We start from the raw sequence: 14,676 nt of genomic DNA, 5'->3' as shown, positions 1-14,676 counted from the left end.
CCGTGTGGCAGAACTGTGACGAGTCACGCCGCGTGCGGCGGACGAGCTGCTATCAAGCCAACCAGGTGGGCCAGGCCGACGCCGACGCTCCAGCAGACATCTCGGGGGCACGGCAGATCATCACGATCGCCAGTTATCTTGCGAGTCATGCCGAAGCAGCCGGCGCCGAGCCTGACAGCAACCAGACCAGGCCGGGCTGCCACCCCAGAATCACAGTTACCTTTTTCGTGGCTCCCGACCAGGGAGTTGTGGTCACCAGGCCCGGCATGACTTGCGCCCCTAGTCGAACCCATGATCCGGGGGGTGGTGTCACCAGGCCTGGTGGCATCGAAGGACCGCCGATAGACCTCCAATCTTGCTCTAATTGTCAAGCAGCGGCCTCGGTTGGCGTGCCGAGAGCGGGACCGAAAGCCTTGGCAGGGTCATAGGTCTGGCCGGTCTCGAGACAGTGGTGGAGCTGTCCGAGGAAGCGGTTGAACAGGTGCCGCAGGGCGGCGGCGTGCCGGTCGCCGTGTGCTCGGCGACAGTGGTAGTGCTCACGAGGCGCGCCGGCTCGGCCGATGCTGGCGAAGGCCCAGACGAAGCCGGTGGCGTTGAGACGGTCGTTCTTCACAGTCCGGCGCGTGATGGAGATGCTGCGCCCGGACGCCCTGGTGACAGGTGCCGATCCGGCGTAGGCCTTGAGGGATCGGGCATCGGTGAAGCGTGCGCGATCGTCGCCGATCTCGCCCAAGACGCGCGCGCCGGACAGATCGGCCAGTCCCGGGAAACTGGTGATGATCGCGTAGTCCGGGTGCTGCTGGAACGCTGTGGTGGTGGACTCGGTGAGCTGGTCCGCGCTTGCGCACTCCGTGTCCAGAGTGGCCAGCAGCGCGAGGGACTGGCGGCCGAACGCCTCCTCGACCACCCGCGGGTGCCGCAGCTGCGGCTTGCGCAGCTCGTCGAGGATCAGATGGCGTCCTGGGTTGCGCGGGACAGCACCGCGACGGCCTGGACCAGTTCACTGTCGGCTGGCAGCGGCCGATGCGCATGGGCGTCGGTGCGCAGGATATTCGCCAAGGTCATCGCATCGACGTGGTCAGACTTCTTCCGCGACACGCTGTGTCGCTCGCGATAACGAGCCGCCGCCATCGGGTTGATCGAGTAGACCCGTCTCCCGGTCTGCCGCAGGCCGGCGACCAACAGGCCACGCGGGGTCTCGATCGCCACCGGGATCGGATCGGCCGCTGCGTCACCGGCGTCGGCGAGCATGGCCAGCAGCTCGGCGAAGCCCTCGGCCGAGTCGTCGATGCGGCGCTTGGCCACCAGGGCACCATCGGCGTCGACCAGCGCCACGTCGTGGTGGTCCTCAGCCCAGTCGATCCCGCAGAACACCTTCACTCTCAAGCTTCCCCTCGACTAGCTGTTTGTGCTGGTCAGAGACCCTGACGAGAACGCGCGGCGCCCTAATGACGAGGCTCTGCGGCCTGACCTCCGATTGAGCCGTTCGCGATCCCAGCGATCCGCGCGGGCACCGGTCTCGACAGAGAACTCGGGCGGTTCCCGGCTACTGAGGTGTCCTCCGCGCGAACGGGCTCGGACGACGAACAAGCTGTCCGATCAGGTGAACGGGCGGGACGCGGACACGCCGGTCGCGCCGCTCTATCAGGAGGGCTCACGAGCCCAGGGACACCCGAGACGTCCACCGAACAGCTCCGGCCCCACCCGTCCGAACGAGCGACAGGAACCCCGGTAGCCGGATCGGACGACTGACCAAGGCGCCCCATCAACTCGTTCGGTAGTCATTAGGGACACCCCCGTGCACCGCGGAATCGAGGTCGACGTCGCTTGCGACACCGTGCTCTCCGCCATAGAAGGCCTGCGCGGCGTCCGTGGCCCCTGCGCCGGCGTCGAAACGACACGGGCTATGTCAGCCTGTTTGGCGAAAGTTGAGGCGCTGGACCTGTAACGTGCTTGTTCGCCAAACGACATGGTTCGCGAGCAGAGCCGTATCCCGACTGATACGGCGTGGGGAGCGCACAGGGTGATGGACTCTCTGGATCCAGCGTTGCAGGTCGTAGCCTTCCTTTCTTCGTTGGTGGCTGTACTTGCGTTCGCAGTCGAGGTCATGAAGCAGGGGCGCGAACGTGAGCGATCGTTTCGACCGCTCGTTGGCCTGGCGATGGGGCTCTTGGGCCTCATCGGCGTGTTGGTTGCAGGCGGCACGCTGGTGATTCGGCATCTTCCGCCGCTCAGCCATGATGGCAGGCTATGGACGATCGCTGGCGCTATCGGTGTCGCGGTGGGTACCAGTGGGGTGCTGCTCGCGCTGCTCGTTCCATCAGCCGACCGCAAGATGCTCCACAAGATTGCGCGGGTGGTCGAAAAGTACGTCGACCAGCGCGATGAGCAGGATGAATTTGAGTCTCGCTGGTACGTTGATCTTGGCGTGCGAAGACACGGTCAGCGCAGCCGCAAACCGAGGTCGTTGACATCATCCCGGCTGGCAGCTGACAAGGTCACGATCTTGTGGGGTGCCGCGGGCGCCGGCAAGACAGTGGCGTTGCGATCGTTTGTTCGTACAGCGTGCCAGCAGACGCTGCGGCGGCGTCGCCCGGTTGAGATGGTGCTGTACGCCGACTCGAGCTGTCTTGGCAATCTAGCGTCCCCAATCACGGTCAGCGCGATTCGTCAACAACTCTTGGCACCATTCGTTGATGAGGACCTCGCTCGGAGCGTAAAGACGTTGCTCGGTCGCGAAGACTCTCAAGTCCGGTGGGTGCTTGTTTTCGACCTCGGGACCGGCTTGGACTCAGGGCGCGAGAGAGAGTGCCTGGAGGCTGCACGCGAGTTGGTGGACCCTGCAGGAGTATACCGGGCCGTCATAGCGTCCCGGGCTCTGATTGATGGCGATGCACCTGTCATCGAGGTTGCGGAGCCGAACCGGCGTCAGCGCAAGATGTTACTTCACCAGCGCGAGATTACGGCCGTCGCAGATCGGGCTCTCTTGCGGCGCCTTGATAACGATCCGCTCCTGGAGGATTTGGCGTGGTCGCCGGCCATGCTTACGTTGATCGCTCGACACCACGCCACACTGAGCGAGGATGCTGATCTATCTCATGACCAAGTCATGGACAGACTCGTACAGGCAAGCCTTGAACGCGTTGCGGCGTCGGGCGATGAGCCCGCGCTCGTTCGACTCGAAGCCGAGGCGTTGGCATTCGGACTGATGACGGCCGTAGAACGGCCATGTTCGAGTGCCACGGCTCGAGCGCTCGTGCAAGCCCGACTTGGGTCTGTCGAGGGTGGGCAGTTCTGTTTCTACGCCACCGTTGTGGAGATGCACCTGGCGGCAAGCTATGTTGCCCGCGCACAATTACCTTTTGATCTCGACGGCGTGCTCAAAGCCGACGGTTGGCGGCGAGTCCTTCCCGTTATCTTACGTATGGCTTCCCTCGATTTTCGGCGACAACTCGTCGACCAGATCACCGCCGTTGTTGTGGCCGATCCTGGGGTTTGTGATCTGATGGACCGAGCCAACGAAGCGTCGGATTGGCTGCCGGCGCCTGGATCTTTCGTGTGGCCGCCCGAACCATTGGTGGCATTGGAAATTTTAAGTTTGGGCCTGACTCGAGATCAGGGCGGGTTAGTGTCAAGTGAGCTGCAGACCAGAATTGACCTCCTGGTGCGATGTGCGGTATTTAGTGGCGGTAAGGCCCAACAGGCTCGCGCGGTTCCGATTTTGCCAATCATAAGCGACGAGACTGCGCCGAGTGTCGTCGAGCAACTCTTGGTTGAAAAAACCGACGAGGGGTTAGAGCAGGCAGCTGTGAACTGGGTGCCTCGATGTAGGGATGTTTTCCCCGCGCTTTCGTTTCGGACGCGAATTACGCTAATGGTCGACGTAATGGTGTACGGACTCATGCCGCGATGGTTGACTGGACAGGTCGCTCGCGAACTGCCTCCAGTGCTGAAAGCGGTCATCGTTGATCTGCGCTGGATTACCCGAATGACGACGGGAGGCGCCATGGTGTACGGCGTCGCGATGATAGTTCGTTCACCAGAAATTTGGCCCTTCAGTTTCGGACTCGTCATCGTTTCGGCAGTGCACCTATTTGGTAGCGAAAATCATGACATAGTCCGACGTGCATGGTATCGCAGTGCGACGGTACTACTTGGTATTGCGTTACTATTTATATTAGCTGCCGGACTCTTGGACTCGGTGCTCGCTGCCCGAGAAATAGTGACATTCAACTTCGCCGGTGCTCTCACGTCGCTGGTAGTAGGATGGTTTTTGACATGGCCATTCGCAATGTTCATTGAGGTTGCGGCCCGCGGCGAAGAGCGAACGAGCAAGCTGCTCCCACAGGTTCGCCTTATCAAGAGACTGCTTCGATCCAATTGGCAGATCGGCTGGCGCCCAGTGGATCTTTCGAAGCGGCTCGGTGAAGTGTTCTGGCCGCGCCGGATCGTTGGTGGATTCCTTTTCGTGGTCTCTCTCGGGTTGTTTTATGCGCAGCTTCCGGTGCCGGCAAGAGCTCGGGAGACGATCCAAGGAATCCTAGCCTTAGTGACAATCGGCGGGCTGGTGATCTTCGCAATCGGCCGTCGACGTGGAGACAGAGGTGCTTGGCGACGCCCTCGCGTGGATCACAGAGAGCTGAGCAAGCTTGCTCCGGATGAGTTCTTCAGCCAGTTGCAGGAGAGCTTGCGACTCGGTCGGGCATCCACGCGTCGATTCCTGACAGCCGCGTGCGGCGCAGAGCGAGGCTCGCTCAACCATTTGGTTGCGGTGCTCGTGGACCTAGATAGTTTAATGACCTTTCTCGACGATACTCTTCCTGCTATTCACCGAATGCCGATTAAGGAAGGCTTGTGGCGACTGGCCCCGACGTTTCAGCAAGCAGGTTTTTTGGACTGGGCTAAAGATTTTGACCGTCGTCGACCTGGCATGTTCACGGATCTCGCGACAACGAGTGACGAACGTGTGCTCTTGCGCAACGCGGTCTTGAATGCATATGGCGACGTACCTGAGTAACGCTGGCCGCCGGCCGCCGGACGCAAGTAGTTCTCCTTCAATCCGAGTTGCACCGCTCGTTCGACAGGCCCCTTGCTTGCCGCGAAGGGCTTGCGTGTGGGCGTGTGCTCACCTGGAGCATAAGCGAGTGTCGGGTAACCACTGAGGCGCGAGGAGCGATTGCCTGACCATGGACGAGGGATCAGGACGTCCCGTGTATGGGACTGTAAAACGAGCGGTGTAACTCCCGATCACGGAAGTGCACCCGATGACCGACATGATGTCCGGCGTGGAGAACACCGAGGACTCCGGGCCCGAGACCGGGCTGGACGGCCTGGACGAGCAACTCGTCGCGCAACTGGTCAGCCGCGCGAAGGCCGGCGGACTGCAGCTGACCGGAGAGGGCGGCGTGCTGGCGCAGCTGACCAAACGACTGCTGGAGTCCGCGCTCGAGGGCGAGATCACCGACCACCTCGGCTATGACAAGCACGACCCGGTCGGCCGCGGGACTGGCAACTCCCGCAATGGCACCCTGTACGTACCGAGAAATGCGTCCGTGCAGGTCAAGGGTCATCGGCGGGTGACCGCTCGCGGTCCGGCATGATCGCGTCTCGTGCTGGTTCGCTTCGTCTATCTCGCTGTTATCCACGTGTTCGCCGTGCTGCGGCTACTGTCGATGGCCGACCGCGAGAAGGACGTCGAGATCCTCGCCCTGCGCCACCAACTGACCATCATGCAACGACAGCTCGGTGACCAGCGCCCGCGACTTCGTCCCGAGGACAGGATGTTCCTTGCAGCGTTGCTGGTGCCGCTGTCCCGCGGGGTGTTGCGTCGGCTCAGGCTTGTGGTCAGCCCTGACACGGCGCTGCGGTGGCATCGCGACCTGGTGAAACACCGTCACGCCCGCGTGAGCGTGAACCGAGGGCCTGGGCGTCCGCGTACTCTCACCTCGATCCGTCGCCTCGTTCTCCGTCTGGCAGCCGAGAACCCCTCGTGGGGCTACCGGCGCATCCACGGCGAACTCGCCCTACTCGGTGTCAAGGTCGCAGCCTCCACCGTGTGGGAGATCCTCAAGACTGACGGTGTCGATCCGGCCCCGCAACGGGCGACGGTCAGGTGGGCTGACTTCCTGCGGTCCCAGGCCGAGGCGATCCTGGCGATGGATTTCATCGAGTCCATCACCCTTACCGGGCAGCGGCAGTACATCCTCGCTGCCATCCACCACGCTGGCAGGCGGGTCCGCATTCTCGGTACCACCGCGCACCCCACCCATGCCTGGGTGACGCAAGCTGTCCGCAATCTGCTCATGGACCTAGCGGATGCCGGGCACGGTACGCAGGTCAGGTTTCTCATCCGCGACCGCGATACCAAGTACCCCGCGTCGATCGATGAGATCCTCCGCGACGCCAAGATCACCACTGTGCGCACCGGTGTCCGGATGCCACGGATGAACGCGATCATGGAACGCTGGGTGAAGACGCTGCGGGCCGAACTGCTGGACCGCACGTTGATCTGGAACGAGACTCACCTCCGGCATGCGCTCCGTGAGTACGAGCGGCACTACAACCAGCATCGAACCCACCGATCGCTGGCCGCCGCGGCGCCCCTGCGAGCCCAGCCTCGGGCCCTTGAACCCGACCGGATCGAACGCCTCGTGATACGCCGGCAGGACCGACTCGGGGGAGTCCTCCACGAGTACGGACATGCCGTTTGACATGCATGGACGCGATTTTCGGCACCCGCAGCGTTCCCGTCGGTATTTGTCCGTGGCGTCAAGTACGGCCTTCGCATGAGCTGCCCGACCGTATGTCGCTCCGGTGTGGGCTTCGGGTGGCTCATCGGATCGGGAGAGGCGACTGCCGGCAGGGGTGGCATTCGATTGCGTCCGCATCGCTGTCTCGGGTCTTTCGAACACTCTGGGGCGGACAGACCTGACCCGAGGCTGCTCGCGTGCGCTGGCCGGGTACTGCGCGCTCGGCTGCGTAATGAGACCTCACTCTCTTAGGTGACGCAAGATCCGTAACCGTCCGGTGCACGTCAGCGACTGGGTGGGAGACAGAACGCGGCAATGCGCTTCTGACTGCAGCAGGGAACCGGCAGTACGGCCGGCCTGCGGTGCAGCAGCGTAAGCGCTGGATCGACTTGTCCCGCCTGCTGGCCGGGATTTCGGACGGCGCAGCCGCTGTGTACGACAGCGAGGACGCCCCGGTGAAGATCCAGCGAATCACGGTCACCAACCACAGCAGGCTGAAAGACCTGTCCGTCGAGGTCAGAGGTCACATGGTGATCGTCGGGGCCAACGACGTCGGCAAGACCTCCCTGCTGCGGCTACTGCACCTGCTGCTGGGCTCCACCGCCGGCCAGCTTTTCTCAGCCTTGACCACCGATGACCTGACCGACGCGGCGAAGCCCATGGTGGTCGAGATCGAGTTCGGCGGTTTCAGCGACGCCGAACGCGCGGTGTTCCCCCACGAGATCTCCATCGCCCCCGGCAGCCAGCGGGAAAGCCTCCTGCTGCGCCTGGAGGTGATTATCGATCCGGACGACCCGGAGTCGCTGACCATCACCCGCGGGTTTCCCCAATCCGGGCATCAGCGCGCCCCGTCTCGCGAGCAGTTCGCGGCGTTCGGCTGGCGGTACCTGCCGGCTACGCGGTCGGCGAGCTCGGCCCAGCTGGAGGGCCCGAACAGTGCCTGGCAGGCGCTGCTGTCGGCTGTCGAGCTGGGGGAGGCGAGCGCGAGCCTGTCCGGTCTGCTGCAGCAGTTCAACACCACGCTGGAAGGCAGCGTCACCCTGGAAGAGCTGCGGGAGAAGATCGCGGGCCATCTGTCCAAGTCGATGCCCGCGGAGGTGACCGCGGGCGATCTCGTGGTGCGCACGACCGCGGATCCGGCGGTGTCGGCGCTGGAGAATGTGTCGCTGTTCTTCGACCGCGGCGGCCGGCACGTCCCGGTCGCCGAGCAGTCCGACGGGCTGCGCCAGCTGATGATGATGACGCTGTTCGACCTGGCCCAGGGGGCGGCGAACATCGTGGCGATCGACGAGCCGGAGCTGCACCTGCATCCGGCGAGCCAGCGCACGATGGCCGAGCTGCTGCAGGGTTCGGCGAACCAGAAGGTCGTGGTCACGCATTCGCCGTACGTCGTGCACCAGTTCGACCCGTCGGATGTTGTCGCGATGACCCCGGACGGCGCGTGTCACCAAGTCCCGGCGGTCAAGCGGAACGCGGTCGAGAAGGTTCTGGCGCACTGGTGGTCGCCTCGGCTGCTGGAGGCGCTGACCGCGCGGTGCGCGCTGGTGGTGGAGGGCGTGTCGGACCGGATCTTCGTGGAGGCCGCCGCTGCGGCGATGGGGATCAGCTTGAACCGGATCGGCGCGGTGGTGTTCGAGCTCGACGGGGCTCACAAGTTCCCGCACGTGCTCAAGCTGCTGGGTGCTGACGGGTTCGGCATCCCGATGCTCGGCCTGGTCGACGACGCCGAAAAGGGAGGCTGGTATCCGGGATTCGGCGGGAGTCCGCGAAAGGCGATCGGCAAAGGTCTGTGGGTGTCGACGCCTGACCTGGAGGGCGAGTACTGCGCGGGCCTGGGCGGGCCGGTGGTGGCGGAGATCCTGGTGAAGGCGGGTGTGTGCCAGGAGCGAGGTGTGCTGCAGGCGTGCGGGGTGAGCAGCTACGCAGAGGTGACGGCAGAGGCGTTGGCGGGATTCTGCGGCAAGGATGGGAAGAAGGTGCCGGCGGCGGTCGCGGTCGCCGGGGCGCTCACCGACGAGAACGTGGCGAGCGTCCCGAGCATCTACGGGCTGCTTAGCCGGCTGAGGACGGGCGTCCTGTGACAACGATCCCGCTCGCGGTCGATCCGCAGCTGACGATCGCGACCAGTGATCGCGACAACCTGCTGGTGGTTGCCCCTCCGGGGTGCGGCAAGACCGAGATCCTCGCCAAGCGCGCCGCGTTCCTGGTGGCGGGGTTGAAGCCGGGGCAGAAGATCCTCGCGTTGACGTTCTCGAACCGGGCCCAGCAGAATTTGCGGGAGCGGTTGAACCGGGAACTGGGGGCCGCGCGGTGCCGGCGGTATGTGACGGTCCGCAACTTCCACGGGCACGCGAGCGAGATCCTGCGCGCCCATGCGCGCACGCTCGGAATGGCCCCGGAGTTCCTGCAGCCTGGCAAGCAGACGTTGAAGTCGGCGATCGCTCCACACGTGGCTGACATGGCGCGTGTCCCGGCGTTGGACCTTGTCAAGGAGATCGAGGGCGCGTTGAGCGCGGCGAAGCAGCAGCCGCGCGACGACCACGAGGTTCTCGTCGCGATGGCGAACGCGGGCGCCCCCAGCGCGGCGTTGGAGGTTGAGCGGGAGCGGCAGCGCAGCGGGCTGCTGCACTATGACGACCTGCTGCGGCACGCCCAGCGGCTGCTTCAGGTGAAGGCGGTGGCGAACTTGTACCAGCAGCACTACGGGGCACTGCTGCTGGATGAGTTCCAGGATCTGACCCCGCAGCAGCTCGACATCGCCCTGCGATCAGTGGCCAGTCGCCGCACGTTCGTTGGCGATCCGCTGCAGGGCATCTACAGCTTCGCCGGAGCGCGCTCTGATCTGGTGGAGGCGCAGCTGCGAACGTTGTGCGGGGAGCCGCTGAGGCTGACGACCTCCTACCGGTCGTCTCCGGCAGTCCTGGCTGTGGTCAACCCGGTGGCCCAGTGGATGGGCAGTCCACCGCTGGCCGCGGCCTATCCGGACCGGTGGTGTGAGGGTGGTGCCGCGTGCGCGGTGGCACGATTCGACACCGAGGAACTGGAGTCGCAGTGGATCGTGGAGACCGCGCGCAGCATCCTCGCCCGGGATCCGGCGGCGACGATCGGTGTGATCTCGCGGTCGGCGTTCCGCCGCAAGAACGTCGACGCGGAATTCGCGGAGGCTGATGTGCCCTCGAGCCAGTGGGACCTGGCGGTGGAGAACCCTCAGGTCGTGGATCTTCTGCGGGCGGTGGCCAAGGGGCTGCCCAGCACAGCGTCGGTCGCTGATCTGGAAGTGCGGGCGCTGGCCGCGGTGCCGGCTGCTGATCCTGATACCCGGCAGGACGTGGTGGCCGCGGTCGACCTGCTGAAGGTGTTCGCGTCGGCGACCGGGTCGATCGCGGAGGCGTTCGCGCGGCTGCCGGTGCGCGATCCGAGCGCGGCGATCGGACCGGGGGTGCATCTGCTGTCGGCGCACACGGGGAAGGGGCAGCAGTTCGACTGGGTGTTCGTTCCCGGGTTTGAAGACGGCCACATCCCGGACTTCCGGGCTAAGACGCCCGACGAGATGCGGGAGGAGCTCCGGGTGATGCTGGTGATGCTGTCGCGGGCCCGGCACGCGGTGGTGCTGACTTCGGCCGCCGAACGGGTGGTAGCGAACGGGAATTCCCGCTCCCTTGACGTTAGCAGGTGGTGGGATTGGGTGACGTCGGCGTGCGGGATGTCGTGGCAGGACTTGCAGGCGCACATCAGCCGGTTCGTCCGGCCGCCGGCCATGTGACGCCCGGGGAGAGAGTTCGCTGGCGAGGCCAGCAGATCGCTCTTGAGTTCGTTCGCGATGGCCGCGAACACGGCGCCGACGCCACCGTCGGATCGTGCGCTCCGACCGACCGCGGCATCCTGCGCGGCTTGATTGCCGTGCGATTCCTGGGCCGCCATCGCGACACGAGCTGGCCCTCGGTGGCCTGGCGTGGCTCGGCGTCGAACAGGTTCCTCGAAGTCGTCACCAAGAACCTTTCGCCCTGAACCCCGTCAACGGCGGAGACGAGCGCAAAGCACGCGCGGGCGAGCTTCTCCTGCACGACCATGCCGGCCGCGCTGGCAAGGCCCCCACCCAGCCGTACGACGCGCCGCCGAACGCCGTCTTGACCACACCGGCCGTCACTTAGGGCTGATAAGCGCATTGAACGTCGCCCCGCGAGGCCGTGTCTTACAGGTCACGACCGAGCTGAGAGTGACTGACGATGACGTTGACAATCAGTGGTGTCAGGCGATGGCCATGTATTACGGGTCCGGGTTGCCTCAAGTCCTACTGTAGCCATTTGTCGAAGGCGAACTTCAGTGCCTGCCGCGCCAGCTCTTCTTCGATGACTCGTTGAACACCGCCGGACGATTGCGGCGGCGTCTGATTGATCACTGGCGTGCCAGTCCACCAGATCGGGGTGCCGCCAGGAAGCGCCATGAGGCCCCCGAAACGCATGTCCCCGACGAACCAAGCCAGCCCTCGGCCGTCCGTCATGCCCAGCCAAGCGTTGTCGGGGACTGCCGATAGGAAGGCCGCGGCGTCCGTGCCCGCGGGGTCGAGCAGGAGCACCCGACGTCGCGCTTGACCAGCGACGGCCTCCATCCGGCACGGCCATACCTGCCACCGGCCGCTAAGCACCGGCGTTGTCATTTCCCGCAGACTCTTCTCCGTGGCCTTCGCACTGGCAGCGGACGACTTGCCCGCTGCGCTGGACAGAAGAAACGCCACTGCAAGGCCGATGAACCAGACCCAGGCAGTCTGGGTGGCCGCGGCTATGACGATCGTCAGCACGAAGATGACCCCGAAGACCACGTTCTCAGCCGACTTGCTGTTGGTCACCGCCTTCGCGGCCTCCTGGAGCGCCTTATCGACCTCCTCTTGGATCTTGGGAGTCATCGCCAAGGCCGGTTTCGGCGACAACTGATATCCGAAATCTTCGGCCAGCATAAAGCCCCCTATGCCGCGGTGTGTCGATCTCGGATTGTAATGCCCAATCCGGCTTCCGGATCCGTTGGTGCGAGCAGCTTCTAAGCTGCGAGAGTGGGGGCGTCGCGGCGGTGCCGAGTGATGTCGGGCAAGGTCGTCTTCCTCGGTCGTCGTGCGACCTGCGAGATCTGCGTTGCGGGTGGCGAAATAGTTACTCCGTCGTCGCGATGGCTGCTGGATCTTCGGCCTCGGGCCGGATTGCTCCCCGGGACCTTCGCTGACCAGAGCCGATAACACGTTCGAGTGAGTCGGTGCTTGCTCCACGCCGGGGCAAGTCTGTGGGCCAGGAACAGCGCGAACAGCGGTCCAGACGCTGGCTCGGATCTTGTCATCCGAGCGAAGGAGCCGGCCATGGCCAGCCGATCCACCGTGAACAGCCCGCTGACGATGCTGCAGGCCCAGTTTCGGCGACCTTGCGTCCTGGCGCGATTCGACCAGGCCCTGCGTGAGTGGTCCACCAAGGACCCCGTGATGTCGACGATCACGTCCCACAGGGTGCTGGTCGACGTCCTGGCGGACCACGATTACGCCCGTCACGACGAGGTGCTGCACGCTCTCCTGGTACGGGCGGCGTCGCAGGGTGGCGCGGGAGTCATCGCTACCGAGGTCGTGATGAACGCGATGCTGCCAGCTGTCCCGGGCATTGTCGGACGCGTCGTTCGTGCGGCACGAGCGGCGGGGAATGCGGTCGGAGTTCGGCGTGGTGTGACCGGCGGTGGCGTCTCGGCCTCGGAAGAGAGCCGCGACATCCAAGCGGCCGTGATCGGGCACCTGTGGGAGCAGACCCGCTGCTACCCGCTGCGGCGCCGGCATCATGTCGCGGCGAACCTCGTGCGGGAGACCCAGCGAGCTGCGCAGCGGGACTTCGGTGTTGACCACGGCCAGGCCGCCGCGGACGTCGTCAGCATCGACGATGACGAGGTGCACCGACCGTTGGCGTCCGAGCCGAAGGAGTTGGATGCCTCGGAGGAGCTGCTTGAGTTGCTGTCGTGGGCGGTCGAGCAAGACCGGCTCGACGAGCACTCCGCGACCATCCTGATCACCCGCTACTTCGGTAATCCGGTCGGCCGCGACGGCGTGGCCACCGACCGCCAGATCGGCGCGTTGATCGGACTGAGTCAGCCGACGATCACTCGTCACCGCCGCCGCGCGTTCGAGCAGCTGGCCGAAGCTGCAGTGGAGTACCCAGGCCACGAGCTTCCTCGGGCCGGCTGAATCAGACCGTGGTCTGCCGTACGTGCCTTCGAGCAGGGAACCGGAACCGGCGGAGGAGGTCGAGTCGTGCTTGGTCGTCACGGCCGCCCAGGCCGAGGAGTTCTAGACGGCGTGCTCCCTGATACGAATGCCGAGTCCTTGATCCGAGATGCGACTCGCCGGGCCGGCCGGGTAGCGGCGTGGCTGGCCGTGCTGGCCAGCCCGCTGCTCACCATCGTCGGGCTCATCGTGCTCCAGCCAGCGGGTGCGCCGCCGACGTGGGACGGCGGCGCACCCGCGCCCTCCACCTCTCCAGACGGCTGGGCGGAGATGTACGTGCGCTCCTGGCTCTCGGCGACGCGAGAGGACTCCGCCGGTCTCGAGACCTTCTACCCGGCGGGCGCGAAGTCGCAGCGAGCCGTGGGAACGCAGGTCCCGATCGCCACGGCGGTCGTCTCGGTGACGTCGCCGGCGCCAGACGTGTGGTCGGTCGTGGTGGTCGCCGACGTGCTCGTGCTGCAGCCGGACGGAACGAGGAAAGCGTCGCTGCTCTGCGCCGAGGTCGCGATGACCGGTGCCGGCGGCGACTACGTCGCGACGACGTTGCCGTCGCCGGTGGCGTGTCCCAGCACCGGCGACGCTGTCCGGCTGGGCTACGACGAGGTCACCGACCCAGCGGGACCGGTTGGGCAGTCGATCGCCGGCTTTCTCGGCGCCTATCTGGCGGGGCAAGGTCAACTCGAGCGGTTCGTCAGCCCCGGGGCAAGCCTGGCCCTGCCGAAGCCGGCGCCGTACGCGGCAGTCCAGCTCGCCGAAGTGCGTACGCACGAGAAGTTCGAGCCGGGGCAGGCGGCGAGGCCGGTCGACGGGACGGTTGTCCACAGCCTCACCCACGCCTGGGGACGGGACGCCACCGGCCAGAACACCCCGGTCGACTACGCACTGACCCTCGTCGCGCGGGCCGGCCGGTGGGAGATCAACCGCATCGAACCGGCGCCGCTGATCGCGGGCCGCTGAGGCCGAGGAGAACGTCTGATGATCGTGCTCGCCGCGGACGTGAAGTCCTGGATCGACACCAACCTCGCCTGGGGCGACCAGTCGGTCCGCCGGCTGATCCTGCTCGCGGCGATCGTCGGCGGGATCGGGCTGCTGATCGGCACGCGCGGGAACTTCACCCGGGCGATCAAGTACGGCGTGATCGCAGCGATCTTCCTCGGCATCCTGCTCAACCTCGACGGGGTCGCCGGCATGTTCGGCGCCTGGTTCACCCATTGACCGCGCCGAAGAGCCGCGGCGACGTCCTGGTCGGCCGCTCCTACACGCGATCGCGGCGGTTTCCGCGGATGTTCGGGCGGATGCCCGGCCGCGACGGCGGCTACCTGCCCGGCGGCCCCTACACCGTCACCCAGGGCACGCTGTTCCTAATCTTGCTGGTGGTGGTGTGGAAGCTGCCGCTCCTGGACTGGCTTGGGCCGGCTCGCTGGGGGCTGCCGCTTTCGGCGGTGTTCCTCCGCCGCGCCCGGATCGAGTCCCGGACCCCGCTCGGCTGGCTCGCCGGGCTCGCCGCGCACCTATTCGCGCCGCCGGCTGGGATGCTCGGCCGCCGTCCGTTCCGGCCCGCGCGGCCGGAGCGCACCCGCGAATGGCTGTACGTGCACCTCGACGACACGCTCGAAGAGCCTGTGGCGCCGGTGTCGTCGTTGCAGCAGGTGCTGGCGCTAGCACGGGAGCGGTGATGGA

General features: G+C 65.6%; 9 protein-coding genes and 2 pseudogenes. 9 read left to right on the top strand and 2 right to left on the bottom strand.

The features are described 5' to 3' along the window. Nucleotides 1-367: 367 nt before the first annotated feature. Nucleotides 368-1,380, bottom strand: a pseudogene (locus tag ACZ4TR_RS19155) (IS110 family transposase). Nucleotides 1,381-2,026: 646 nt separating this feature from the next. Here ACZ4TR_RS19155 and ACZ4TR_RS19150 point away from each other — a divergent pair. From ACZ4TR_RS19150 to ACZ4TR_RS19130, 5 genes and pseudogenes are all read left to right on the top strand, one after another. Next, complete coding sequence (locus ACZ4TR_RS19150; protein WP_465288277.1) at nucleotides 2,027-5,017, top strand: NACHT domain-containing protein; 2,991 nt, start codon at nucleotides 2,027-2,029, stop codon at nucleotides 5,015-5,017. A gap of 247 nt (nucleotides 5,018-5,264) precedes the next feature. Then, nucleotides 5,265-5,525, top strand: a pseudogene (locus ACZ4TR_RS19145) (transposase); the annotation flags it as partial. An 84-nt stretch (nucleotides 5,526-5,609) separates the two neighbouring features. Next, nucleotides 5,610-6,710 (top strand): integrase core domain-containing protein, encoded by a 1,101-nt coding sequence (locus ACZ4TR_RS19140; RefSeq protein ID WP_465288276.1) that lies wholly within the window; start codon nucleotides 5,610-5,612, stop codon nucleotides 6,708-6,710. Nucleotides 6,711-7,111: 401 nt separating this feature from the next. Continuing rightward, the gene (locus tag ACZ4TR_RS19135; protein WP_465288275.1) at nucleotides 7,112-8,830 is read left to right on the top strand and encodes an ATP-dependent nuclease; all 1,719 of its coding nucleotides are present in this window, start codon (nucleotides 7,112-7,114) and stop codon (nucleotides 8,828-8,830) included. Continuing rightward, nucleotides 8,827-10,512, top strand: a complete 1,686-nt coding sequence (locus ACZ4TR_RS19130) for a UvrD-helicase domain-containing protein (RefSeq protein WP_465288273.1) — start codon at nucleotides 8,827-8,829, stop codon at nucleotides 10,510-10,512. Before ACZ4TR_RS19135 ends, ACZ4TR_RS19130 begins: the two co-directional genes overlap by 4 nt. Nucleotides 10,513-11,040: 528 nt before the next feature. Here the strand turns inward: ACZ4TR_RS19130 and ACZ4TR_RS19125 are convergent. Next, nucleotides 11,041-11,703: a hypothetical protein gene (locus ACZ4TR_RS19125; protein ID WP_465288272.1), complete on the bottom strand. Its 663-nt coding sequence runs from the start codon at nucleotides 11,701-11,703 to the stop codon at nucleotides 11,041-11,043. A 390-nt stretch (nucleotides 11,704-12,093) separates the two neighbouring features. Here ACZ4TR_RS19125 and ACZ4TR_RS19120 point away from each other — a divergent pair, with 390 nt between their 5' ends. The 4 genes from ACZ4TR_RS19120 (at nucleotide 12,094) to ACZ4TR_RS19105 (ending at nucleotide 14,672) form a co-directional block, all read left to right on the top strand. Continuing rightward, nucleotides 12,094-12,957 carry a sigma-70 family RNA polymerase sigma factor gene (locus ACZ4TR_RS19120; RefSeq protein ID WP_465288271.1) on the top strand — a complete coding sequence of 288 codons (864 nt, stop codon included), beginning with the start codon at nucleotides 12,094-12,096 and terminating at the stop codon, nucleotides 12,955-12,957. A gap of 138 nt (nucleotides 12,958-13,095) precedes the next feature. Continuing rightward, complete coding sequence (locus ACZ4TR_RS19115; protein ID WP_465288270.1) at nucleotides 13,096-13,953, top strand: conjugal transfer protein; 858 nt, start codon at nucleotides 13,096-13,098, stop codon at nucleotides 13,951-13,953. Between the two features lie 18 nt (nucleotides 13,954-13,971). Then, on the top strand, nucleotides 13,972-14,211 hold the full coding sequence (locus tag ACZ4TR_RS19110) for a hypothetical protein (protein WP_086676642.1): 240 nt from the start codon (nucleotides 13,972-13,974) through the stop codon (nucleotides 14,209-14,211). Continuing rightward, on the top strand, nucleotides 14,208-14,672 hold the full coding sequence (locus ACZ4TR_RS19105) for a hypothetical protein (protein WP_465288269.1): 465 nt from the start codon (nucleotides 14,208-14,210) through the stop codon (nucleotides 14,670-14,672). Before ACZ4TR_RS19110 ends, ACZ4TR_RS19105 begins: the two co-directional genes overlap by 4 nt. Nucleotides 14,673-14,676 lie beyond the last annotated feature (4 nt).

The sequence above is a fragment of the Amycolatopsis sp. NPDC028719 genome (genome assembly GCF_055565395.1).
The sequence above is the reverse complement of the archived record's forward strand: the minus strand, read 5'-3'. Positions and strand labels throughout refer to the sequence as shown.

Excerpts from the sequence above, each read along its gene's own strand:
- ACZ4TR_RS19150 (WP_465288277.1), top strand. The coding sequence starts at position 2,027 with ATGGACTCTCTGGATCCAGCGTTGCAGGTCGTAGCCTTCCTTTCTTCG.
- ACZ4TR_RS19125 (WP_465288272.1), bottom strand. The coding sequence starts at position 11,703 with ATGCTGGCCGAAGATTTCGGATATCAGTTGTCGCCGAAACCGGCCTTG.
- ACZ4TR_RS19120 (WP_465288271.1), top strand. The coding sequence starts at position 12,094 with ATGGCCAGCCGATCCACCGTGAACAGCCCGCTGACGATGCTGCAGGCC.
- ACZ4TR_RS19110 (WP_086676642.1), top strand. The coding sequence starts at position 13,972 with ATGATCGTGCTCGCCGCGGACGTGAAGTCCTGGATCGACACCAACCTC.